Origin of the sequence: Actinomadura fulvescens, assembly GCF_039533225.1 — a bacterium.
Taxonomy (GTDB): Bacteria; Actinomycetota; Actinomycetes; order Streptosporangiales; family Streptosporangiaceae; genus Spirillospora; species Spirillospora fulvescens.
The window spans coordinates 676,112-698,434 of the sequence record NZ_BAAATD010000005.1 but is presented as its reverse complement, the minus strand read 5'-3'; the positions used below and the strand labels follow the sequence as shown (position 1 = coordinate 698,434).

19 protein-coding genes are annotated in these 22,323 nt (G+C 68.6%); 8 read left to right on the top strand and 11 right to left on the bottom strand.

Going from position 1 to position 22,323, the window contains the following annotated elements; translation table 11 throughout:
• Positions 1 to 55 precede the first annotated feature (55 nt).
• A complete protein-coding gene (locus ABD333_RS22190) occupies positions 56 to 568 on the bottom strand; it encodes a hypothetical protein (protein WP_344543703.1) in 513 nt (170 codons plus the stop codon).
• Positions 569 to 580: 12 nt separating this feature from the next.
• Positions 581 to 3,289, bottom strand: a complete 2,709-nt coding sequence (locus tag ABD333_RS22185; RefSeq protein WP_344543760.1) for a trypsin-like peptidase domain-containing protein — start codon at positions 3,287 to 3,289, stop codon at positions 581 to 583.
• A gap of 721 nt (positions 3,290 to 4,010) precedes the next feature.
• Here ABD333_RS22185 and ABD333_RS22180 point away from each other — a divergent pair.
• Positions 4,011 to 4,595 (top strand): HD domain-containing protein, encoded by a 585-nt coding sequence (locus tag ABD333_RS22180; protein WP_344543701.1) that lies wholly within the window; start codon positions 4,011 to 4,013, stop codon positions 4,593 to 4,595.
• A gap of 751 nt (positions 4,596 to 5,346) precedes the next feature.
• Here ABD333_RS22180 and ABD333_RS22175 read toward each other — a convergent pair.
• Positions 5,347 to 7,848 carry an FtsX-like permease family protein gene (locus ABD333_RS22175; RefSeq protein ID WP_344543699.1) on the bottom strand — a complete coding sequence of 834 codons (2,502 nt, stop codon included), beginning with the start codon at positions 7,846 to 7,848 and terminating at the stop codon, positions 5,347 to 5,349.
• Positions 7,849 to 7,851: 3 nt separating this feature from the next.
• A complete protein-coding gene (locus ABD333_RS22170; protein ID WP_344543697.1) occupies positions 7,852 to 8,604 on the bottom strand; it encodes an ABC transporter ATP-binding protein in 753 nt (250 codons plus the stop codon).
• Between the two features lie 90 nt (positions 8,605 to 8,694).
• Between ABD333_RS22170 and ABD333_RS22165 the strand changes: the two genes are divergently transcribed.
• From ABD333_RS22165 to ABD333_RS22160, 3 genes are all read left to right on the top strand, one after another.
• Positions 8,695 to 9,339 (top strand): LuxR C-terminal-related transcriptional regulator, encoded by a 645-nt coding sequence (locus tag ABD333_RS22165; protein WP_344543695.1) that lies wholly within the window; start codon positions 8,695 to 8,697, stop codon positions 9,337 to 9,339.
• Positions 9,340 to 9,461: 122 nt separating this feature from the next.
• Positions 9,462 to 9,758, top strand: a complete 297-nt coding sequence (locus ABD333_RS47545; protein ID WP_410556500.1) for a DeoR family transcriptional regulator — start codon at positions 9,462 to 9,464, stop codon at positions 9,756 to 9,758.
• Entirely contained in the window at positions 9,674 to 9,991 is a 318-nt protein-coding gene (locus ABD333_RS22160) for a DeoR/GlpR family DNA-binding transcription regulator (RefSeq protein ID WP_344543758.1), read from the top strand. Before ABD333_RS47545 ends, ABD333_RS22160 begins: the two co-directional genes overlap by 85 nt.
• 202 nt (positions 9,992 to 10,193) lie before the next feature.
• On the opposite strand, the gene ABD333_RS22155 is transcribed toward ABD333_RS22160, so the two are convergent.
• The 5 genes from ABD333_RS22155 to ABD333_RS22135 form a co-directional block, all read right to left on the bottom strand.
• Positions 10,194 to 11,933, bottom strand: coding sequence for a sensor histidine kinase (locus ABD333_RS22155; RefSeq protein ID WP_344543694.1), 1,740 nt, complete (start codon positions 11,931 to 11,933; stop codon positions 10,194 to 10,196).
• A 10-nt stretch (positions 11,934 to 11,943) separates the two neighbouring features.
• Complete coding sequence (locus ABD333_RS22150) at positions 11,944 to 12,423, bottom strand: hypothetical protein (protein ID WP_344543692.1); 480 nt, start codon at positions 12,421 to 12,423, stop codon at positions 11,944 to 11,946.
• A 94-nt stretch (positions 12,424 to 12,517) separates the two neighbouring features.
• A complete protein-coding gene (locus ABD333_RS22145) occupies positions 12,518 to 13,231 on the bottom strand; it encodes a tetratricopeptide repeat protein (protein WP_344543690.1) in 714 nt (237 codons plus the stop codon).
• 320 nt (positions 13,232 to 13,551) lie between these two features.
• Positions 13,552 to 14,124: an EF-hand domain-containing protein gene (locus ABD333_RS22140; protein WP_344543688.1), complete on the bottom strand. Its 573-nt coding sequence runs from the start codon at positions 14,122 to 14,124 to the stop codon at positions 13,552 to 13,554.
• Positions 14,125 to 14,217: 93 nt separating this feature from the next.
• Positions 14,218 to 14,787 (bottom strand): hypothetical protein, encoded by a 570-nt coding sequence (locus ABD333_RS22135; protein WP_344543687.1) that lies wholly within the window; start codon positions 14,785 to 14,787, stop codon positions 14,218 to 14,220.
• A gap of 1,120 nt (positions 14,788 to 15,907) precedes the next feature.
• On the opposite strand from ABD333_RS22135, the gene ABD333_RS22130 reads away from it, so the two are divergent.
• Entirely contained in the window at positions 15,908 to 16,534 is a 627-nt protein-coding gene (locus ABD333_RS22130; protein WP_344543685.1) for an ANTAR domain-containing response regulator, read from the top strand.
• A gap of 1,039 nt (positions 16,535 to 17,573) precedes the next feature.
• Here the strand turns inward: ABD333_RS22130 and ABD333_RS22125 are convergent.
• Positions 17,574 to 18,818 carry a sensor histidine kinase gene (locus ABD333_RS22125; RefSeq protein WP_344543683.1) on the bottom strand — a complete coding sequence of 415 codons (1,245 nt, stop codon included), beginning with the start codon at positions 18,816 to 18,818 and terminating at the stop codon, positions 17,574 to 17,576.
• Positions 18,805 to 19,479 (bottom strand): response regulator transcription factor, encoded by a 675-nt coding sequence (locus ABD333_RS22120; protein ID WP_344543682.1) that lies wholly within the window; start codon positions 19,477 to 19,479, stop codon positions 18,805 to 18,807. The genes ABD333_RS22125 and ABD333_RS22120 overlap by 14 nt, the downstream gene beginning before the upstream one ends.
• 125 nt (positions 19,480 to 19,604) lie before the next feature.
• Here ABD333_RS22120 and ABD333_RS22115 point away from each other — a divergent pair, with 125 nt between their 5' ends.
• The 3 genes from ABD333_RS22115 to ABD333_RS22105 are packed head-to-tail and all read left to right on the top strand — an operon-like array spanning position 19,605 to position 22,323.
• On the top strand, positions 19,605 to 20,117 hold the full coding sequence (locus ABD333_RS22115; protein WP_344543680.1) for a hypothetical protein: 513 nt from the start codon (positions 19,605 to 19,607) through the stop codon (positions 20,115 to 20,117).
• Positions 20,114 to 21,439 carry a peptidoglycan-binding protein gene (locus ABD333_RS22110; RefSeq protein WP_344543678.1) on the top strand — a complete coding sequence of 442 codons (1,326 nt, stop codon included), beginning with the start codon at positions 20,114 to 20,116 and terminating at the stop codon, positions 21,437 to 21,439. The genes ABD333_RS22115 and ABD333_RS22110 overlap by 4 nt, the downstream gene beginning before the upstream one ends.
• Entirely contained in the window at positions 21,436 to 22,323 is an 888-nt protein-coding gene (locus ABD333_RS22105; RefSeq protein WP_344543676.1) for an ABC transporter ATP-binding protein, read from the top strand. Before ABD333_RS22110 ends, ABD333_RS22105 begins: the two co-directional genes overlap by 4 nt.

Below are 22,323 nucleotides of genomic sequence, written 5' to 3'. Positions count from 1 at the left end.
GACGGTGTCTTGTGCTTTTGGCCAGGATCACACGTTCCCCAATCGATCGGTCGTGTCAGGATGGACGCCTTCTGCGGAGGCGGTGCACTGCGTACAGGGCGGCGAGTGTCACGACCGCTCCGGCGCATATCCCGGCTACCGCGCCCTCCAGGAATCCGTGTCGTGGGCTCACGCGCCTGGCGGAATCGTTAAGGGGCTGCGCCGATGGCAGGACCTTGACTTCTGCCTCCATGCTGGCTTTGCGGCCATGGGTCAGGCTTTGCACCGAAGCGATGAACCGGCCGGGTTTGAGAGTGCGCCGCAGCCGCGCTGAGCCGATGTACTTGCGTCCGGTGAACCCCAGCACCACATCATCGGGTTCGAAGGCCGCGCTGCGTACGGTGACGTTCTGCTGCTCGTCGTCGGCGCCGGAGTCGGAGAACATCACCTCCACCAGTTCGCCGGGCTTGCCCGCGTCGATCTCCAGGGAGGCGTCCGGCGGATAGGGCGATGGTCCGGCCCAGGAGATGGGGCACCCGCAGATCAGGGTCAGCACGGTCGCCGCGATCAGCGTCAGAGTTCGTTTCATGGTGACCTCATGTCAGCGCGGTGGCGCGACCAGGGTGCGCTCGCCGTGCAGCTTGGAGTCGACATCGATGTGCAAGCTGACCTCTCCGTCCGACCATCGGATGATGAGGTCGTCGGGCCAGGGGTTCTCGGTGTAGTCACCGGCGGTGACTACCTTGGCATGTGTCCAGGTGGAGTTGGGGGCTTTAAGTTGGTACTCGCCCCGGAAGCCGTTGACGGTGAGATCGGGGTAGACGGTGGCCTCACCATCGCTCCAGCGGACCATCAGGTCATGGTTGTCATTGCCCGTGTAGTCGCCGGCGGCGATCTCGTGAGCGTGCTTCCACAGATCGTTGGGTTTGAGCAGCATATGCTCGGTGCCGAGCCCTGACGCCGACACGTCGGCGTACAGCGAGACCTCGCCGTCGCTCCAGCGCACGATCAGATCGTTGCGGCGGCTGCTGGTGGCGTAGCGGCCAGCGGTGATGGCGTGCGCGTTCTCCCAGAGGTCGTTGGGTTTCTGGAGTTGGATCTCGCCGTGAAATCCCCGTTCGTCCACGTCCGGGTACAGGGTGAGCTCCCCGTCTTTCCAGCGCACGATCAGGTCTTCGGCCTCGCCGCCGGTGAAGTCGCCACCGGTGATCTCTCGTGCGTGTTGCCACACGCTGCCCGGAGAGGCCAGCCGGATCTCTTTGTCGAAGACGTTGCCGCGTTCGCCGGCTCCACGGTAGAGCGATACCTCGCCGTCGTCCCACTGCACGATCAGGTCCATGTACTCGTCGTCGCTGGCCGGGTCGGTGACAAAGTATCCAGATGCCATCGAGTAGGCGTGTTGCCAGGTCTGGGCCTTACCCAGCAGGGTGCGGCCGGCGGGTGGCGCGCTGCTTACGGCGGCGTTGAACAGCTTGGTGACGTCGTTGTCGAAGTAGGAGCTGAAGGAGACATTGGGGGTCTTGCCTCCGGTGTAATAGCCGCCGATCACCCCGATGACGCCGAGCTGGTTGTTGGGACGTGGGATGAGAAACGGTCCTCCGCTGGTCCCTGCCTTGTAGCCGTCGCAGGCGATGCGCAGAAAGGAGCCCGGAACCTTGGAGTCGCTGCTGGTGAACTTGGAAGTGTTGCTCGTGCAGTCCAGCGGCTTGGGAGCATCACCGGGATAGCCGATGAGGCGAACCTTCGGCTGATCGTACGGCGCGTTGGTCACCAGGTCGACGCCACCCACCACATCCTGGACCTGCTTGCCGTCTTTGCGAGCGGTCAGCTGAACGAAGGCGAAGTCCAGGTCGGCCCCGGCTTTGTGTCCCTTGTCGTAGTAGCGCTGGTCGATGTAGATACGGCCAGGCCGTATGCCGAACAGACCGTGGGGCTTCTGCCCGTCGTGATATTGCGGCACGAAGGACAGGTTCTTTTTCGCGTCTCCATCGTCGAGGCAATGCCCGGCGGAGATCACGATGTTGCGGTGCTGGCTCTTGACCACGGTGCCGCCGCAGAAATGATCGTTGCCCCGGCCGGTGTAGAAGAACGTCCCGACGACGGGGATGCCGTTGAAGGGCTTGCTGGGCGCCATGAGCTCCCGCCGGAGCGGTGGATCCGGAGGCGTGTCACGTCCCACGTGCCGCGAATCCTCGGTCGGCTGCGCGTTGAGCATCCGTTCGGGTGTCCAGTAGGCGTCCAACGCGGCCGGGTCGGGATCAGCCTCCACCCGTGGCGTCGGCGGAACCGGTGTACTGCGCAGCCAAGGCGCCTGCCTCTTGGGCGAGGGCGAACCCGGAGCCGGTGACGAGGATTCCGGCAGAGGAGCAGCGGGTGCCGGGCTGCTACGAGGCCCCGCGATCCTCACCGCACGATCGTAGAGCGCGCGTACTTCGCGTCCGAAGCCAATGCCGTACACGGCTGCATCGTTACCCGTCCCAGGCCAATCGGCAGCAATACCTGTGGCGCCGACCTGCCCTTTCGCACCTGGGACAAGGAGCGGCCCGCCACTGGCCTCGGGGTGGCCCTCGCAGGGAAGGCGCAGCAACGATGCGGCACGTCCCGGCCCTGCATCGGTGAACCCTGTGGTGCGGCCGGTGCATTCATACCGCCGGGGTCCTTGCCCCTGGTAGCCGACGAAGCGGACGTCGCGTCGCTGGTAAGGCGCATCGGTCACCAGTTCGACACCACCAACCGCGTCCTGAACCTGCACGCCGTTTGTGTTCGGGCCGACCTGGGCGATCGCAACCCGTGGCCGCGCTTGTCCCTTACCCTGGTCGCCGGTAGCCCGGCTGTGTTCGAACTTGACCGGGAACAGACCCCAAGGCTTGCGCCCATCCTGATAGCCAGGAACAAAAGCGACCCGTCGACGGTTCCCGGCCGTGCCCATGCATGTCTCGGACCCGATGATGAGATTGCGGTGCGGGCTTTCGACCACTGTGGCAGCGCAATAGCCCACCTTCCCCCGAGCGTCGATCCAGAAGAATGCCCCGACCATCTCCACGCCGGCATTCACCGCAGTGGACGGCGCAACCCCGTCCGGTGAGGAGCGCGAAGAGATGCGGCCGTCCGGCGCGGCCGAACGCAAGCGTCCGGTAGTCCAGAAACGGTCCAGTTCCGCAGCTTCCAACCGCTCCTGTGCCTGGCCGGCCCGAGCGGCAGCGGAATCGGTGGATGCAGGACGGGGCGCCGCCACCGCCGGTGGTGTGAGGCTGAGCACCGCTCCCAGCAATCCCACCCCAACCCAAGCCCCCGTGCCGAAACGATCCATCAAGTGACACACCCCCGAAACCAGCCGTTAAGGTCACTTGACACGAAACAGTGAACTCTGCCAGATCGCCTGTCAACACTTTTTGTCCCGCAGGCCACGGACGCCACCTCACCCTTCAGAGCCTCATCCGCTACCGCCTTGACAACGTGAAAAGCAGACAAGGCCGGCCTGGCCAGGTAAGACGTCATTGGACCAATGCAAGGCCACGTTCCCAGGCGAAGGCCAGTACCGGTCACGCACGGTAGAGCTCAGATCAACGACGTCCCCGCGCAAACTCACTTCAGCCGTATTGCGATGCCGGAACAGGCTGCGGCAAAAGGCGCGGCCGTGCGCATGCCCTCATCCAGCAGCACCGCCCACACCTGCGCGAGTGTGTCAACGGACGCCCGACTTCGAGATCGTGGAGGAGCCGCTCGACCCGCCGAACTGGACCGGCCGCGCACCAGGCAGGCGCTGCCAGGGCTGCATCGGTTGCTAGATGGCCACCCGAGCAGTGTCTCGGGCCGACGAGATCTCGCCCGGGGCGCTGCTCGCGGCGACTGTCACCCTGCAGCCTCCGGGCGGTGGCCTGTGGTGACGGGCTCCGGCATGCTCGGCAGGGTCCAGGCTCGCGCCGGACGGGTCCTCGACAGTGGAGTGATCTCGGTGCAGTCACGCCGGGAGTTGGAAGAGGTCCTCTACGGTCTACGTATGGCGGACGGCCGTTGAAAGAAGGGCGAGCATGACGAACGAGGCGGAGCGGCTGGCGGGCTTCCTGTACGAGGTCGGCCTTCTCAAACGCTACAAGCGCACAGGATGGCTTGTGGCAGGTGTGAAGGCCCCGGAGAGCATCGCCGACCACTCGTTCCGTACGGCGATCATTGCGAGCGTCCTGGCGGCGATGGAGGGAGCCAACCCCGAGCGTGCCGCATTGCTCAGCCTCTTCCATGACACCCAGGAGACGCGCCTCACTGACATTCCCTATCTGGCCAAGCCGTACGTGACGAAGGCGCCCAACGAACAGGTGACCGAGCATCAGATGCGCGGCCTGCCCGAGCCGGTCGCCGCGATGGTCACAGGTGTCGTCGCGGAGTATGAAGGCAAGGCCAGTACCGAGGCGGTCTGTGCCCGTGACGCGGACAAACTGGAATGCCTCATTCAGGCGATCGAGTACCGCGAGCACGGCAACCAGAACACGCAGCCGTGGGTAGACAGCTCACTCGCTCAACTCCAGACCGAGTCCGCCAAGCGTCTCGCCGAGGAGGCGCAGAAGTCCGGCTCGCTCGACTGGTTCATGCGCGCGTTGAACGGTGATGAGGACGCGTAGAGGCGCCTCTAACCTGGGCATCCGGCGGTGCTGCTGTACAGCAGAGAAGTACAGCAACGCACCCTCACGCGGGCATTCCTGATCATCTCCCGCCACACTCGCCACCAGCGCGGCGGGGGAGTGACCTAGGCCAGGCCAGTAGTTCGCATCGAGGGGGTCAGGGGTTCAAATCCCCTCAGCTCCACCCACCTAAGAGCCAAGACTTAAGAGCATCGCCCTCGCTGGGACTCGGACAGCCCCAATGGGGCTCCGCCCCAAAGCCCGAGTGGGGGCTCCGCCCCCACGCCCCCTGAGTGGTATGGGAGGCGGATGTGATCGAGGAGTGGCGGTGACGGTCGGAGAGCCGTCGCAGCGGACGTCGCTGCTCCTGGCGATGGAAGTGGTGCGGGCCGCTTATGAGGAGGGTCTCCTCAAGCACGGCATGTTGCCGTCCACGGTGGCTGCGATCCGCTCCTACGCAGAGGGAAACCGCCGCACTGGACGAGGTGCCAGAGGAACCCACTAAGAACGTTCACGACATTTCAGACCCATAGGGGCTCTTCGGGATTGAAGGTGTAGCCCTCGGCGCGTTCTGCCGCCTGGACGAGCTCGCGCGCCATGCAGGCCGCGGCCGAAGGGCTGCTCGCCTTGGGCGACCATGCTGAATCCTTGGCTGCTCAGCAGGCATCTGCCTCGCAGACTGGAACTCCAAGTTCTGTTCACCTGGCGTATCGCGAAGGAATGGGCTGGACGATGCCAGGCAGGGGCCGGGTCATTCTCGGCGGCCTAGGGCTGTGGCGGGGCGGTAGCGCATGACCATGGCGGCGGGGAGGAGGCTGACCAGGAGGGAGAGCGCGGCGACGGCCATGAGGACGATGGCGAAGCGTGAGGCTGAGGGATGGAGGCTCATTGTGCCGGTGAGCGCGCCGCTTGCTCCTGCCAGGGCTACCAGGCCGATGGCTGTGCCGACGATGGTTCCGATCACTGCGACTATGGCCGTTTCCATGCAGATCGTGCGGACGACCTGGCCGCGTGAGGCGCCTACGAGGCGCAGGAGGGCGAACTCCCTGGCCCGTTCGGCCGTGCCCATGACGCAGGTGTTGACGATCGAGATGGCGGTGAACGCGACCAGCAGGCCGAGCACGATGTAGACGTTCGTGGTGCTCTGGGACAGCCCGCTGCGTGACAGTTGTGCGTATGCGGACGCGTCCAGCACCTTGACGGTCGGTATGCCTAGTGCACTCAGGTCTCGGTCGAGGTTGGCGGTACGGGCGCGGATGAGCACTGCGTCGTCCAGGTTCTCGTGCAGGTGGCCGGTGAGGGCGGAGCGGGCCAGGAGGAAATCTCCGAGGCCCAGTGAGCGGTCGTAGACCGCGACCACGCGGAGGTTCATCGGGGTTCCGTCGCCGAGGGTGCCGTGAACGCGGCTGCCCACCGACCAGCCGCGTTCACGGGCGTGGGTGCGGCTGACGGCGACGGTGCCCGGTTCGGCCAGGGCGGTCAGCGAGCCCGCCCGGACGCCGGGGGCGAGGACCGCGCCGATCGACTCCGGCGCGACGCCTTGCGCGACCATCGATTCCGGGGTGCCGAGGACCGTCGAGATGAACGTGGTCGAGCGCAGGGGCGAGACTGCTTTCACACTGGGGAGGCGGGCCGCCGTCGACGCCACTGATGCGGGCAGGCCGGGCGCGTCGCGTGGTGTCAGGATCCGGTCGGCGACGACACGTTGCCCGCTCTGGGCGACGGCGGTGGACTCGATCGAGTCGCCCACCAGCAGTGCTGTGCTCCCCAGGGCGGTGCTCAGCATTACCGCCGCCGCGGCCGAGGCGACCCGGCGCGGCGCGGACCGTGATCCGGCCGCGGCGAGCCAGCCCGTGGTCGCCGGCGTGACCGCCGCCCCCACCAGCGGTGTGAGCAACCGGGTCAGCAGTGGCGACAACGCCACGGCCGCGATCATGAGGATCATGACGATGAGGTACTGGAACGCGACGCCGACCTCACCGCCGACCCGCTGCGACAGCAGGTGGACCGGGACCGCCCCGCCCAGTGCGGCGAGACCGAGCAGGAGCCGGGGCAGCGGCATCAGGCGGCTCGGCGCGGCGGCCTCGCGGAGCGCCTCGGTGGCGCGCACCCGGGCGGCGTGGTGGGCCGAGAAGACCACGGCGAGGAGGCTCACGAGCAGCCCGGCGCCGGTCGCCACGAGGAAGGGCGGTGTGCTGACCCGGATGCCGAAGTCGTCCGGCGCGATGTCATTGGCGATCATCAACCGGAGCACGAGGTGGGCCAGCGGCACGCCCAGCAGGCAGCCGGGCAGGGCCGCGACCAGCGAGACGGAGCAGGCCTCGGCCAGCAGCATCCGCCGGACCTGCCCGGGGGCGGCGCCGATCGCCCGCAGCAGGGCGATCTCTCGGCCGCGCTGCAGGATCGACAGGCCGAACGTTCCCGCGATCACGAAGATCGCCAGGAAGAGCCCGATCCCGCCCATCGGGCCGAGAAACAACGTCGCGTACTCCAGCCTGTCGCCGACCTCGGGCGAGCCCGCCCGCGCGGCGCCCCTGCCCGTCAGGACCTCGGCGCCGGTGGAGCGCAGCCGTGCGGCCAAAGGCGTTCCGGGATCGGCCACCACCCCGACGAACTGGGGCCGTCCGTCAGCCGGGCGAGCGACGAACAGCGTGGCCTGGCTCGGCAGCCCGGCTCGTCCGCGTGGCGCGGCGATCCCGCTGACGCGCATGGCCCGGACGCCTCCGGCGGTGACGACCCGTACCGCGGTTCCCGGCACGGCCTCGGCACGGCGGGCGAGATCCGCGTCGAGCACGACCTCGTCCGGACCCGCGGGCGCCCGCCCGTTCCGCAAGGTGAACGGTGTGAGAGCGGCAGCGGCCCATCCGTGCCCGACCGAAGGGCCGTCACCGGGGCCCGCCAGCGGCACGCCCGTCTTGCTGATGACCTGCGCGTAGAACGGCGTGTCCGGGATGACGGATCGCACGCCATCGATCGCCCGGATCCGCTCGGCGAAGTCGGCGGGCAGGCGCGGAGGCTGGTCGAGGGGGACCTTCTCCTGGTCCTCGGCTCCGGTGCGCACGGTCAGGTCCGGATCCATCCGTACGACCGCCGTGACCCCGCCGAAGCGATCGACGGCCGGGGCCGCGCCCAGGCCGGAAAGAAGCAGGATGAACCACGCGCACACCAGCGCCACCGCGAGCGTCACCGCGACGAAAGAGCCCGCGAACCCGAACCTGCGGTTGCGGACGGTGCTCAGAGCCAAGCGCAACACGGGTCATGCTCCCAGCGTCGTCATGCGGTCGGCGATGTCGGCGACGCCCGGACGGTCCATCGCGTCGACGATGCGCCCGTCGGCGAGGAAGAGCACCCGGTCGGCGAACGCGGCGGCGGCCGGATCGTGGGTGACCATCACCAGGGTCTGCCGCCAGGCGTCGACGGTGGCGCGGAGCAGGGCGAGAATGTCGCGGCCGGTGGACAGGTCGAGAGCGCCCGTCGGCTCATCCGCGAACACCACCGCAGGCTTGGCGGCCAGCGCCCGTGCGATCGCGACCCGCTGCTGCTGGCCGCCCGAGAGTTCTCCGGGGCGATGGTCCAGGCGTCCGGTCAGCCCGACGCGTTCGACGACCTCGGCGACCCATGCCTTGTCCGCGCGCCGCCGCGCGAGCCGGTGCGGCAGGACGATGTTCTGGCGGGCGGTGAGGGACGGGACGAGGTTGAACGACTGGAAGACGAAGCCGATGCGGTCGCGGCGCAGCCGGGTCAGCCCGGCCTCACGGACCCCCGACAGGTCGGCGCCTTCGAGCAGCACCCGCCCGGAGGTGGGCCGGTCCAGCCCGGCGGCGCAATGCAGGAAGGTGCTCTTGCCCGATCCGGACGGCCCCATGACCGCGGTGAAGGAGCCGGAAGGCAGCTCCACCGACACCCCGCGCAACGCGTCGACGGCCGCCTTGCCTCGTCCGTGGCGTTTGGTCACCTCGTCCAGCTGGACGGCCGCCTGAACGGCCACCGGGCTCTCGATTCCGTGCATGCCCCCAGCGTCCCGGCCAGGCCGTTCAATGATCAACAGGGCTGTCCCCGAACCCACTCAGGGCCAGCCCTGAGCGCTAGTCTCTGCGGGATGCGGGTGATGCTGGCCGAGGACGGCGCGCTCTTCCGGCAGGGCCTGACCAGACTGCTGGAGGACGCCGGGTTCACCGTCGCGGCGGCGGTGGGCGACGCGCCGGCGCTGCTGGCCGCCGTGGACGACCAGCCACCCGACGTCGCGATCGTGGACGTGCGGATGCCGCCCGGTTACCGGCTGGAGGGCCTCGACGCCGCGTTGCACCTGCGGGCCGACCATCCGCGGGTGGGCGTGCTCGTGCTCTCCCATCACATCGAGGCGCAGCACGCGGTACGCCTGCTCGGCACCGACCCGCGCGGCGTCGGCTACCTCCTCAAGGACCGCGTCGCCGAGATGTCGGAGCTGACCGGCGCACTGTCGCGGATCGCGGCGGGCGGCGCCGTGGTCGATCCGGCCCTCGTCGCGCCGCTGGTCGGGCGGCGCTCGCCAGGCGGACCGCTCGCGCGGCTCAGCGAACGGGAGCTGGAGGTGCTGGCGCTGATGGCCGAGGGACGCACCAACCAGGCGATCTGCCGGACGTTGACGCTGAGTCCCAAGACGGTGGAGACGCACGTCCGCAACATCTTCCGGCGGCTCCGGCTCCCTGACGGCTCCGACGACCACCGGCGTGTACTCGCGGTCCTCAGCTATCTGCGATCGTGACCGGCGGCCCGGCCCTCAGCCGTTCGCGGTCGTGTGGCTGAGCACGCTGGTGGGCCAGGCCACCGCGGACTCGCTCGGAGTCACCGAAGCAACTGCGAGGGGCGGCCATCTGTCAGTCGCCAGTGCTGACCACCGTAGAGGAGCTGGCCGAAACGTTCCAGGTGACGGCCTCGACCATCCGTCGTGACCTCGCCACGTTGACGTCCCAAGGCCGGCTCACCCGTACATCCGGCGGTGCCATCGCACCCAACGCGCATCCGGAGGCGTCACTTCGTCAAAGGGTCGGTGAGGCGTTCGAGGTCGAGCGAGGCATCGCCCGTGGACCGCATCACAGATCCGTCCCGGCGAAACCGTCTTGCTGGACGCCGGGTCAACGATGGGGGCGCTCGCCCACGAACTGCGGTCAGCGAGCGCGCTGACCGTGGCGACCACCGGACTGACCACCCTCAACGAACTCGCCGACGTGGACGCCGTGCGCGTGGAGTGCCTCGGCGGCAGCCTGCGGCATCTCAGCCACGGCCTGGTGGGACCACTGGCCGAGGCGGCGCTTGAGAAACTGACCTTCGACCGCGCCTTCCTCGGCGCCGACGGCGTCTCCCCCGACGGTGGATCTGTGAGGCAGACCTGCAACAGACCCGCCTCAAAGAACTGATGGCACGTCGCGCCTAACACGTCTACGTTCTGGCTCACGCCGCCAAGCTGATCCCCCGGCCTTCACGCCTGGGCACGACTACCACGCGAATGGACCCTCGTCACCGACCACGAAGCCGACTCCTCCGTCATCGCGGCATTCACTGCCAACGGCATCGAGGTAGTCGCCGTCGACCATGATGGACAACGTGTCGGCCAAAGCCTTACGGTGCCCAGTCACGGGTCGTCAGCGGCAGCTCGACCGTCACGCGCGTGCCCTCGCCCGGCGGGCTCTCGATAGTGATGCGACCGCCTAGGGCTGCTGCGCGGTCGGTTAGGCCGAGCAGGCCCGTCCCGCGCGCCGGGTCGGCGCCGCCGTGCCCGTCGTCGGTGACCGCCAGCCACAGCAGGCCGTCCCGGGCCGTGACGTCGATGGTGATCCGGGCTGCGGCGGCGTGTTTGAGCGCGTTGGCGACCGCCTCGGCCGCCACGAAATAGGCCGCCTGCTCCACCGATTCGAAGATCCGTCCGTCCACCGCGCTCCGTACCGTGAGCGGCACCGGTGACCGGTCGGCGAGCGAGACCAGGGCGGCCTCCAGCCCGGCCTCGCGGAGGATCGGGGGGTGCAGCCCGCGCGCGAGCTCGCGGACCTCGTCGATGACGGCGCGCAGTTCGGCCGACGCCTCGTCGACGTCGGCGGCCAGTTCGGGCCCTGCCCGGGACCGGATCCGCCCCAGAACGAAGGCGAGGCCGACCAGCCGCTGCTGCGCGCCGTCGTGCAGGTTGCGTTCGATCCGGCGGCGTTCGGCGTCGGCGGCCGCGACGATCCGCGCCCGCGAGGCGTGCACCTCGGCGAGCTGCCCGGCCAGTTCGGCGCGCATGTGCGCGTTCTCGATCGCCAGCCGGGCGACCGCGGCCGCCGACCGGACGAGCTCCGGCTCGGCGGCGAGCGCGGCGTCGTGCACGAGCGCCGCGGCGGGTCCCGCGCCGGTCTCCAGCCGGGTGACCATCTGGCCGGAACCCGGCAGTGGCAGCCGGGCCGGCCGCCCGGCGCCGTCGACGAACTCTTTCGTCCCGTAGATTAGCCGCAGGCTCGGGTCGTGCAGCACCACGCCGAGCGCGCCCTCCAGCGAACGCGGCGGCACCGAGGGGCCGAGCCGCGCGGCGAGCCCGCCGACGGCGGCCTGGTCCAGCCGGGCGCGGACGGATCCGGCGATGAGGCCGAGCGGCCAGAGGACCATCAGGAACAGCGCCGCCGTTCCGAGGAGGCCCTCGGCCGGTTCGTGCGGCCCGCCCGGGGCCATGAAGAGCCCCTCTCTCGCCCCCATGACCAGGATGGCGGGCACTCCCCCGTACATCACCGGCGCGAAGAGGTGCCGGCGCGGGCCGGGCACTCCCGACAGCCATCGCCGGACGAGTGTCGAGGCGAGGACAAGGGCGTACGCCCACAGCGCGACCGCACCCGCCATGAGCAGCGTCCGTCCCTCCCGTAGGGGAACGACGGTCACGCAGACGCACTCGCCTTCGTCGGTACGGCCGAATTGCAGCCAGACGAGCAGTACCAAGGCGTGGACCACATACGCCAGCACAACGAGGATGCGTCCCATACGCGTGCGGGCGATTCCCTCGGGGGCTACGAGGACCAGGTGCGCCAGCACGGCCAGCGTGGCGACCCCGAAGACGTTGCCGACGACGAGCGCGAGCCGGCCTCCCAGGTACTGGAGCCCGGAGAGCAGGAGCAACATGCCGATTGCGACCACGAGCCGTCCGGTCGGGTCGGCGGGACGCGACCTCCAGGCGAGGAGCCCGGCACCCACGAAGCCGCCACCGCTCATCAGCCCGACGAGGAGGAGGGAGACCCCTTCCGCTGGCGCGCGGCCAGTGTTCAGGAGCAGCCCGAGGCCCGGTGGCACGGCGAGGAGCACGGCCAGCACGACGATGCCCGCGCTGGTCCATGGCCGCATCCTCAAATGATCACATAGCAGTGTCGATGCCGTTCAGGAGGAGGGTCAGGCCGTCGTGGAACTCCTCGTCGGAGGCACTGCGCGCGGTCTCGGCCATGTGAGGGAAGGCGTCGCGCGGCAGGTCGGCGATGGCGGACGTGCCGGGCCCCGCGAGCGGGCCGCACCGCGCTCGCGAAGACCGGCCGAAACGTAGGCCTGCAGCAAAGCCGACTGGTCGAGGTTTGTAGGTCCACAACGTGGGCCCGCGGCATCGAGCCCGCAGCCATAGCGGAGAGAACCGGAAATAGGGATCGACAGGCATCCCGAACGCGGCGCCCGATAGATAGCCGTCCTTGAACAGCCCACAATCTGGACAACGCACGCGACGGCGATATTTGACCATCCCCTCGTCTCCTCGCATGGACTCAGAGGGGCCCAGGTGGGCCAGCACAACAGCGCAGCCGTCGCAGCGCGGACACCGCACCAGCACCCGGTCGCCGAACTCGTTCACCCAACTCCCAGGATCACGAAACCGGCCGATATCCCGCCCGCCCGCAGCCATAGCCCCATGATCGCGGGCCGACAGCCAAGTCCACGCAACTCGGCTACGAGGTGAAGCGCGAGGCTTGCTCGGCTGCGCCCAGGTCACCTCGTTCGGCCGCCTGACGGTAGAGAGCAAGTGCCTCATCGGATCGACCGGTCTCCGCAAGAAGACCGGCGAGATTACACATGATCGCCGTGTTGGCCTCGTAGTCGTCGTCACCTGGACCATCACAGGAATCTGCCAGGTCGTCCAAGGCTCGGCGGAACCACCTCTCGGCCTGGTCGCCGCGGTCGGTGTTCCAGAGCAAGCAACCCAGCCGATTCCGCGTCGCAGGGAAATTCACTTCCGCGGCGGAACGGTAATACCGCTCGGCCTCCTCGAGCCGACCATCTTCCTCCAGGAAAACACCGTAGTTGTACTCGGCCGTGAGGTCGTGCCCCTCCTTGACCGCCTTCAACGTCCAGGCCATGGCCACATCACGATCGTCGGATTCGATCAGCGCCGCCAGGTCGATCATCGCACCCACATGCCCACGCTCTGCAGCACTCTGAAACCAGCGGAGCGCAGGCTCCTTGCGACCGGCATCGTAGTGCAGCCGCCCCAGCCTGAACATGCTGTCCACGTGCCCAGCATTGGCAGCGCGCTCCAGCAGCGGGAGCGTGCGGTCAGCCGCTCCGGCCCAGTACAAACGGTCACCCTCGGCGTAGAGCTCCTCGTGATCCAACGCACCCACAGTTCCCACGCCTTCGATCACGTCGTCGATCCGGCCTTTCATAAGAGCACGAAGGGCCAACACCGCCAAACCTTTTCCGCTCCACCGCAGAAGCCTCGCCGACAACGCCAACGGCCTGGGAAGCGATCACACCAGCCGTGGGAAGCGATCTCAACGGCCCGCCATCGCCCCTGGCCACCGGCACTCGAGAACACCCCGCCCAGACACCCAGGTCAGAGGCCTGATCGGAGATCGTTCCGATCAGGCCTTGGTCGTTTGTTGTGCCGGCGGCAGCCGACATGGGAGACGGCTCGCAAGCGTCAAGTGGCTACGTGATCAAGGGCATACGTGGGGCGGCTCCTGTCGGGTGAGTGGGGTGTGTTTCAGTCGGTGGTTTGTTGGTCTAGGGGGCCGAGGAGCCAGCTTCCGGATGAGGCGGGATCGTCGTCGAAGTAGTATTCGCGGATCGCTTCGAGTAGGTCGCCGGTGGTGATGAGTCCGTCGCTGTCGGAGTCGAGCCGCTGGAACACCTCGCGGGCGTCGGCTTGGGGCAGGCCCATGAGCGAGCCGGTCCAGCGGACGTGGTCGTCCTCGGTGAGCCTGCCGTCGGCGTCGGTGTCGGCGATGCCCATGATCGCTTCGAGGAACGGCCGGTAGGCGGCGTCGAAGGAGTCTGGGGTCTCCAGTAGTCCGGCTGCGAAAGCGTTCTTGTACTCGGTCTCGCTGATCTGTCCGTCATCGTCGGCATCGGCGACCGTGGCGAGGTGATCCCACAGGCCCAGGGACAGGCTCAGCAGGCGCTGGGCGGCCGGTGAGTCCGGCTTGTGCCCGAACTCCTCGATCATCATGGACGCCGAATGCTCGAAATCCTTCCGCTGGATGAACCCGTCGCCATCACGGTCGAACGTGCGGAAGCGGCGGCCCAGCTTGCGGTCGAGGAACGATGAGATCTCCATGACGCCTCCGAATCTAGGATCGGGCGGACCGTCCCAGCATCCCTTGCCTCTCGCCGGGGGGCGACCGCGGTTGCCTACGGCACCCACGGTTGGTCAGACAGGCAGGATCTCCAGCGAGCCCGGGCCGGCGACCTTTCGGACTCCGGTGGTCGCGCATTGGACGGGGTCGATGGTCAGGCGGGCGCTGATGAGCACGAGCCTGCGGCCGGCGAACTCACCGGAGTTGATGGTGGCGACGACGATTCCGACGTTCTCGCCCAGTGGCCGTTGGCTCAGGGTGATGCCGCCGGTGAAGTGTGAGGTGCCGGTGTGATGGCCGTCTTCGTCCTGCCAGCGCACGGTGCCGCTGGCGTTGGTGATCGGGACGTTGATGGTGCAGCTGAGCGTTCCGGAGGCGCTGGCGGTGTAGTCGGCGGCGACGTGCTCGGGGTCGATGAGCTGACCTGTGCAGGGAACGAACCTTCCCTCCACCTTGACCGTCTGGAACTGCGGCAGCACCGTCAGCCCCGGGTCGATGGTCTGCTCTACCCAGCCGGGGCAGACCGCTAGCGGGTCATCGTCTGCATGGGCCGGTCGTGAGGTGCCGGCGGCCAGTGCGCATACGAGCGCGAGGCCGGTCAGCAGTGCGGTCAGAGCGCGGCGTGAGATCAGGTTGGTGGACATGATGCCTCCAATTGGCATCGATCATCACTCTGCGGTGTCCGGTTGATACCGAGAGTGGTCGTGTGCGTACTGTAATCCTGTTGCTGCTTTAGGTAAAGGGCGAGTAAAGATGGGATCCCGTTCGTCGGTGGCGGCTAGGTGGCAGGCGTTGCGTGCGGAGTTGTCCTCAGCTAGCGGTGCCGTGATCGAAGAGTTCGGGGGCGAGCCAGGCGAGCATGTCGTTGGGGTCTCGCGACCGTCTGGCTGACCGCGCTAAGAGGTGTGGACGCCTTCAGGGCGTCTCCTTCCGGTTGCCGAAGAGGTGGTCGTTCCACTCGGTGACCAGGGCGGTGGGGTTGGTCGCCGGGATGGAAGTGAGGGTGTGGCGAAGGACCCCGCCATCAGTCAGGGAGGGGGTCGCGAGAGGTCCGAAGGCGTAGGGGCGGCTACTTACGCCGTTGGCGCCCCGGTTCTGGCCTAGGGTGGCGACGCTGGTCGTTAGGTGGGCGGCGTCGGCTGCGGCGGCGCCCTGACATGGGCCGCTTCCCGGTCTGCACCTGGAGCCTGCGCCCGTGTTGAGCGTTCGGTCTTTGTCAGTGGTGTGTTGGTGCCGGCCCGCGCTGCGATCACTCGCCGATCGCGCACGTCCGCGACGGTGCCTTCGCGATCGGGGTGAACGACGTCGGGCAGGGCTCTGGAGTACATGAGACTCTCCTCCTGGCGCGTAGTGTGGCGGTATGGCAGGGCGACGGCGGTAGCGGTCGTGGTGTCCTGCCGGACAACCGCTTAGCTCGATCTCGCGTGCCGTCCAGACCTCGCGCTCGCGCCGGGCTCCGCACCGGCGCCTGGCCGCGTCCGGCTTCCCTGGCCGATGACGCTCGCAGGACGCCGGTGACCCCTCAGCGATCACCAGCGCACTGGAGGACCTCGATGGACGCCACGCAGCTCACCCACTCGCCGCCGACGATGACGGGGTCGCTCGGGTCGGCATCGTGAACACCCACGGCCCCACCGACCCCCGAGGTGCGCCATCACCATCGGCCTCGCGTGAGCGACGCGCCATCGCTGCGCTGGTGGACCTGGCCGACACCCTGGTCGTCGGTCACGACGTGTCCGACCTGCTGCATCGGGTCACCCGGCATTGCCTGGACCTGCTGGACGTCGACGGCGCCGGCGTGATGTACGCCCCCCCGCCGGCGCACTGCAACTGCTGGCCTCCTCAGCCGAGCAGATCAACCTGCTGGAACTGTTCGAACTGGAGGCCGACATCGGCCCCTGCCTGACCGCCTACCGCACCGGCCGGCCGACCCACTTCATCGCCCCCGGCCCCGGCGACCCGCTCTGGGAACCCCTGATCAGCCGCGCCGCGCGAGCCGGATACCATGCCGTCCACGCCATCCCCTTGCACCTGCGTGACCACACCGCCGGTGTCCTGAACCTGTTCAGCCATGCTCCGCTCGCCCTGTCCCGTCCTAACCACGACCTGGCCCGCGCACTCGCCGACGTCACCACCATCGCCCTGCTCCAGCGGCACGCCCTCGTCCGCGAGGTCACCCTCAACGGCCAACTCCAGACCGCACTGGATTCCCGCGTCCACATCGAACAGGCCAAGGGCATCATCGCCACCCGCCAGGGCATCACCACCGACGCCGCCTTCGAGATCCTGCGTGCCCGCGCCCGCGCCACCAACCAGAAGATCGCCGACCTGGCCCGTGGCATCACCGACACCACCACCGACCCACCCCCATCCGGCCAGGACAGCAACTGACAAAGACTCCGCGCTCGCGTGCCAGAGCAAGCGCCACGGTGGAGCCCGGCTCGGCCCGCCGCGCCACATCGAGCCCACGCCAACGCCGTCCAGGGCCGGAACCGGCGGGATCACGGCCCGTCAGGGCGAAAACGCCCGGGTGGCAGCGTGCATACGACCAACAGGCGCGTAGGCGGACGACCGGTTGCGACGACCGCAACAGTGCCGCGGCGGAGCACTAGGTCAGTCGGCTGCAAGTGTCCTCGCCTCGGTGCGGCGGCACCCTGTCTGCCGCGCCTCGGGCGTGTGGCACTCACACTGTCTGCGGCCGGAGCCTGCGGCGGATCGGCGACGAGTCGGCCCGTGGCGCCCCAGACCAGCTCGACCCGCCCCAGCGCATGAGACCCTGTCCGGTCCGCACGATCGAACGTGCCATCCCTCCGTGCTTCACCGAGATGACGCTGGAGAACAACGCCCTTTCGAAGTCGGAGTAGCCAAAGGACACTGCCCCGTTGAAGGCGACGGAACCCGGACCGATTCTCGGGCGCCTTAGGTGAGCACGAGCAGCGATACATCGGGCGTCCTGCTTTCATCGGGTGGGGGAGCGCTCGCTTGCGGCCTCACCGCCTGATCAATCGGGCACTGGGCCCAGTACGTCCGGGATCGCACCTGGTGCTCGTATTAAGTACAGGTATTCATGCGCACGCCTGCCCAGCGCGCGACGATGATATGCATGGAGCGGCTTTCCGCTGGTTCCCGCCAAGTGCAGCGTGCAGGAATTTCTGCTGTTCAGACGCAAAATAACGCTGGGTTCTGCTGCTGTCGCCGGGCTGATCGGCTGCTGTCGGGGTCACTTCATACAAGCTCGGGAAATTTAAAAAGCCGGACGACCTCGCCCCCTGACCGAGCGCTAAAAGTCTCTGTCAGCCCAGGTCCTTCACGAGGGGCCGAGCCCATGGGCAGCGCGGCGTGTGCTGCCGCGACGACACCGGTTACGAAGTTGCCAGCGAACACTGGTGTGATGGTCCGGGGGTGAGGGGCTGCCGTACCTGCTCGGGCGTCACCTGTCCGTGCGGTTCGGCGTCGGCTGCCGTCCGGGTGAGGAGGCCGCGGGCGTACGCTGGCCGCGTAGCCGCAGGTCAGGCGTGCGCGCCGGGGGATACCTGGGAGTGACGGCCGCGGGGAAGCCGATCTCGACGGAGAGGCCGCCGCCCGGGCGCGCGTTTGCGGTGATGTGGGCGCCGTGCGCGGTCGCGATGGCGCGAACGATCGAAAGGCCGAGGCCGTGGTGGCCATCGCCGCGCGCCGTCCGTCCGCCGAGCCGCTGGAACGGTTCGAAGAGCCGGCCGACCTGCTGCGGGGAGATCAACGGGCCGCTGTTGACCACCGACACGAACGCTCGCCCGGCCCTGGCCTCGGTCGCGACTTCCACGTGGCCACCGGTCACGTTGTGGTGCACGGCATTGTCGATGAGATTGGCGACCAGGCGCTCGGCCAGCGCGGGGTCGCCCGCGGACGGGGCGGGCGCGATCCGGGTATGGACGCGCACGCCGCGGGCGTCCGCCTCAAGGCGTGCCGGGTCGAGCGCCCGACGGGCGAGATCGGCCAGATCGAAGGGCTCCTGGCGATCGAGACCACGTTCGCTGCCGGCGAGCGTGAGCAGGGCTTCCAGCAGCCGCCCCTGGTCCTGGCTGATCGCGAGCAGTCGCTCCGAGGTCGCCCGGTAGGACTCCAGCGTGGCCTCACGGTCGGTGAGTATCTCCTCCAGGAGGGCACGTTCCAGGGTGAGCGGCGTGCGCAGCTCGTGTGCGGCGTTGGCGACGAAGCGCTTGTGCGCGTTGAGCGCGGTCTCCAGGCGGCCGAGCAGGCCGTCGACGGTGTCGGCGAGGTCCTTCATCTCGTCGTGGGGTCCGGCGGCGGCGAGCCGTTCGTGCACGTTACGGGCGGAGATCTGCTGGACCCTTGCCGTCATCGTCCGCAGCGGCCGCAGGACACGTCCGGCGACCAGCCAGCCCAGCGCGATCGAGATCACCACCATGATCGCGAGAGCGATCCCGGACTGCGTCAGGAGATCGTGCAGCTGTGCCTGCTGCATCCGGTCCAGGTGCTCACGGTTTTCCCGCGCGTTGCCGGAGTAGTCGATGAGCACCCATCTGGTGCGGCGCTGGAGCCAGTAAGTGATCGCGAGAAGGACCGCACCGGAGATCGTGAACAGTGCGCCGTACAAGGCCGTGAGACGCATCCGCACGGTCCAGAGGGAACGGTGCGAGGCGACGCGCGGGCGGAGCAGGTCACGAGGGCTCATGGGCATCACCTATCCGGTAACCGCCCTGCTGGACGGTCTCGATCAGGGGTGGCGAGCCGAGCTTGGACCGCAGCCGGTTCATCGTGGCCTTGACCGTGGTCGTGAACGGGTCGGCCGCCTCGTCCCACACCCGTTCCAGCAGTTCCTCGGCGGACACGACACGGCCGTCGGCGCCGAGCAGGTACTCCAGAACCGCGAACTCCTTCGGGCTCAGCGGCAGGCGCATGCCCGCCCGGGTCGCGATCCGCTGCGCCGGATCCAGCCGCAGATCACCGCGGACGAGGACCGGCGGCAGCGCAGGCTGCGCCCGGCGGCCGAGCGCCCGGATCCGGGCCACGAGCTCGGCGTAGGCGAACGGTTTGGGCAGGTAGTCGTCGGCGCCGAGGCTCAGGCCCGACACCCGGTCGGCGATCGTGCCGGAGGCGGTCAGCATCAGGACACGGGTACGGCGCGTCCGGCTCACCAGCGCGCGGCACACCTCGTCGCCGTGGACGGCGGGCAGGTCCCGGTCGAGCACGACGACGTCGTAGTCCAGCAGCGAGGTCCGTTCGATGGCCGCCGCGCCGTCGTGGACCACGTCGACGGCCATTCCCTCACGGCGCAGGACTCGCGCGACGGACGCCGCGAGCTCGGCATGATCTTCGGCTACCAGCACTCTCATCGTGCTTTCAGGTTAACCACTGCCACGGTCACAACCCGGTCACAGGCGCTCTGACCGTCGTGTGACCGCCCGTTGCCTAGAAATGGTCTCCAACGCTCATCCACTGACGCGAAGGAGACCGCGCCATGTCCAAGGTGAAGCAGAAACGGCCCCTGACATTGTCGCTGGTGGCGCTCGCGGTCTTCCTGCCGGTGCTCGCGGCCTGCGGTGGATCGGACGGCTCTTCCGGCGGTTCGGGTGGAGCGGCGGGCGGTGGTGCCGCTGGTGAGGACACCGCGCAGTACGTGAAGTTCGCGCAATGTATGCGCCAGAACGGTGTCCCGGATTGGCCCGATCCCATTGATGGGACGAAGTTCCTTCTTCCGCTGGGGAAAATCGACCCGAACACGCCACAGTTCAAGGCCGCGGCGCAGAAATGCGAGTCAGTGCGGCCCCCGGGATGGACCGCCCGGACGGACCCGGCCGCGCAGGCGCAAATGCTGAAGTACGCGCAGTGCATGCGCAAGAACGGGGTGCCCAGGTTCCCCGACCCCCAGGGCGGAAAACTGGACCCGGGTGACCTCAATCCCGACTCGCCGCAGTTCAAGGCCGCGGATCAGAAATGCCAGTCATTGCGGCCGACGGGTGCTGGGGGATGAGCACCGACATCAATGAGGCGCCTTCCGGTATCCCGGGCGCCACCGACGCAGGCCCGGGCGCCACCGACGCAGGCCCGGGTGCCGCAGAAACCAGCCCCGGTGCCGCACACAGCGGCCCCGCCGCCACCGACACCACTCCCGGCGACACCGCCACTACCCCCGGCGTCCCCGAGGCCAGGCCCGACGTCCCGGCTCCGGATCGCCGGAAGGCGCATGGGCGCGGACGGCGGAAGGTGCTCGCCGGGACGGGGGTCCTGGTGCTGCTGGTCGCCGCGGGCGTCGCCGCCGCCGTCATGGAGCCCTTCGATGACGGGGACACCCAGTCCGCGTCCTCCAGCGATGGCACCTCGCTGGCGGCCGTACGGGAAGGACCGCTGTCCACGCAAGTGACGCAGAGCGGGACGCTCTCGTACGCGGCCAGTGGTGACGGGACTCCGTATGCCGTGGTCAACCAGGCCAAGGGCATCTACACCTGGGTCCCCAGCGAGGGCAAGGAGATCGACTGCGGCAGGACCCTCTACCGGGTGGACGAGAAGCCGGTGGTGCTGATCTGCGGCGCCACACCGGCTTACCGCGCTTTGTCACAGGGCGACGAAGGCCGCGAGGTGCGCTACCTCAACGAGAACCTCGTGAGACTCGGCTACGCCGAGAAGTCCGAGCTCGACCCAGGCTCGGACTACTACGGCTCGGAGACCGCGGAGGCGGTCATCGAACTGCAGGATCAGCTGGGCGTCGACCAGACCGGGAGACTGGGTCTCGGGGACGCCGTCTTCCTGCCCGGTCCGCTCCGGGTGACGAAGGCGATGGCCAAGGCCGGAACGCGGGCGGCGCCGGGAGCCCAGGTGGCCCAGACCACCTCGGCCAGGCGCCAGGTGACGGTGGAACTCGACCCCGGTCAGCAGTCCCAGGTCAAGGTCGGTGACCGTGCCCAGATCACGCTTCCGGACAACAGGACGACCCCGGGCAGGGTGAGCCGCATCGGGACGGTCGCGAAATCCGGTGACGACAAGAAGGACTCGTCCGGCTCCACGCTCCCGGTGTACATCACGCTCAACCGTCCCAAGGACGCGGGAAAACTGGACGAAGCCCCGGTTCAGGTGCAGATCACGACGGACGGGGTCAGGAAGGCGCTGACCGTCCCGGTCACCGCGCTCATGGGCAGGGCCGGAGGCGGCTACGTCGTCGAGGTGGCCGACCCGGCGGACGGCCAGCGGCGCCGTCTGGTCCCCGTGACGCTCGGCATGTTCGACAACGACAACGGGCTCGTGCAGGTGTCCGGGGACCTGTCCGCCGGTGACCGAGTGGTGGTGCCGGCCTCATGAGCACGACTCACGAACAGGACGGCCGGGCTCCCGCGCTCGAACTGGAAGGCGTCACCAAGGTCTACGCGGGCCAGCCACCCGTACCGGCGCTGCGAGGCGTGAGCTTCACCGTCCGCCACGGCGAACTCGTCGCCATCGTCGGCCCGTCGGGATCGGGGAAGACGACGCTCCTGCACGTCATGGGGACACTGGAGCGGCCCACCGACGGGTTGGTCCGGATCGACGGAGTCGACGCGGCGGGGCTCGGCGACCGGCAGCTCGCGAGCTTGCGCGCCCGCAGCATCGGTTTCGTGTTCCAGCAGTTCTTCCTGGCCGAGCACTCCACCGCCCTGGAGAACGTCGCGGACGGCCTCCTGTACGCGGGCGTCGAGGTCGGAGAGCGACGGCGCCGTGCCGCCGACGCGCTCGACCGTGTCGGGCTCGCGCATCGCAGCGGCTTCCGTCCCACGAAGATGTCCGGAGGCGAGCGCCAGCGCGTGGCCATCGCCCGCGCACTGGTGGGCAGGCCGGCGATCGTCCTTGCCGACGAGCCGACGGGCAACCTCGACAGCACCACGGGCGCCTCGATCCTCGAACTGCTGCGGGAGCTCAACGCCGAGGGCGCGACGATCATCATGATCACGCATGACGGTGACCTGGCCGCGCGGCTGCCTCGCCGGATGCACGTTCTGGACGGCCGGATCATCTCCGACGACGCCCCCGACTCAGGCACGTTCGCCGCCACAGGCACGTTCGCGACTGCTGACGCGGGCTCAGGTGCGGTCGCGGCTGCGAGTGCGGTCCCAGGTGCGGTCACGGCAGCGAGCGCGGGCTCAACTGCGAGCGCGGGCTCAGGTGCCGGTGCGGGTGTGGGTGCGTACAGCGGGCCAGGAGAGGTGGAATGA

What these genes read in the sequence shown, in the direction of transcription:
- ABD333_RS22190 (WP_344543703.1), bottom strand. Translation starts at nt 568, where the DNA reads ATGAAACGAACTCTGACGCTGATCGCGGCGACCGTGCTGACCCTGATC.
- ABD333_RS22185 (WP_344543760.1), bottom strand. Translation starts at nt 3,289, where the DNA reads ATGGATCGTTTCGGCACGGGGGCTTGGGTTGGGGTGGGATTGCTGGGA.
- ABD333_RS22180 (WP_344543701.1), top strand. Translation starts at nt 4,011, where the DNA reads ATGACGAACGAGGCGGAGCGGCTGGCGGGCTTCCTGTACGAGGTCGGC.
- ABD333_RS22170 (WP_344543697.1), bottom strand. Translation starts at nt 8,604, where the DNA reads ATGCACGGAATCGAGAGCCCGGTGGCCGTTCAGGCGGCCGTCCAGCTG.
- ABD333_RS22165 (WP_344543695.1), top strand. Translation starts at nt 8,695, where the DNA reads ATGCGGGTGATGCTGGCCGAGGACGGCGCGCTCTTCCGGCAGGGCCTG.
- ABD333_RS22155 (WP_344543694.1), bottom strand. Translation starts at nt 11,933, where the DNA reads ATGCGGCCATGGACCAGCGCGGGCATCGTCGTGCTGGCCGTGCTCCTC.
- ABD333_RS22145 (WP_344543690.1), bottom strand. Translation starts at nt 13,231, where the DNA reads ATGAAAGGCCGGATCGACGACGTGATCGAAGGCGTGGGAACTGTGGGT.
- ABD333_RS22140 (WP_344543688.1), bottom strand. Translation starts at nt 14,124, where the DNA reads ATGGAGATCTCATCGTTCCTCGACCGCAAGCTGGGCCGCCGCTTCCGC.
- ABD333_RS22135 (WP_344543687.1), bottom strand. Translation starts at nt 14,787, where the DNA reads ATGTCCACCAACCTGATCTCACGCCGCGCTCTGACCGCACTGCTGACC.
- ABD333_RS22125 (WP_344543683.1), bottom strand. Translation starts at nt 18,818, where the DNA reads ATGAGCCCTCGTGACCTGCTCCGCCCGCGCGTCGCCTCGCACCGTTCC.
- ABD333_RS22120 (WP_344543682.1), bottom strand. Translation starts at nt 19,479, where the DNA reads ATGAGAGTGCTGGTAGCCGAAGATCATGCCGAGCTCGCGGCGTCCGTC.
- ABD333_RS22115 (WP_344543680.1), top strand. Translation starts at nt 19,605, where the DNA reads ATGTCCAAGGTGAAGCAGAAACGGCCCCTGACATTGTCGCTGGTGGCG.
- ABD333_RS22110 (WP_344543678.1), top strand. Translation starts at nt 20,114, where the DNA reads ATGAGCACCGACATCAATGAGGCGCCTTCCGGTATCCCGGGCGCCACC.
- ABD333_RS22105 (WP_344543676.1), top strand. Translation starts at nt 21,436, where the DNA reads ATGAGCACGACTCACGAACAGGACGGCCGGGCTCCCGCGCTCGAACTG.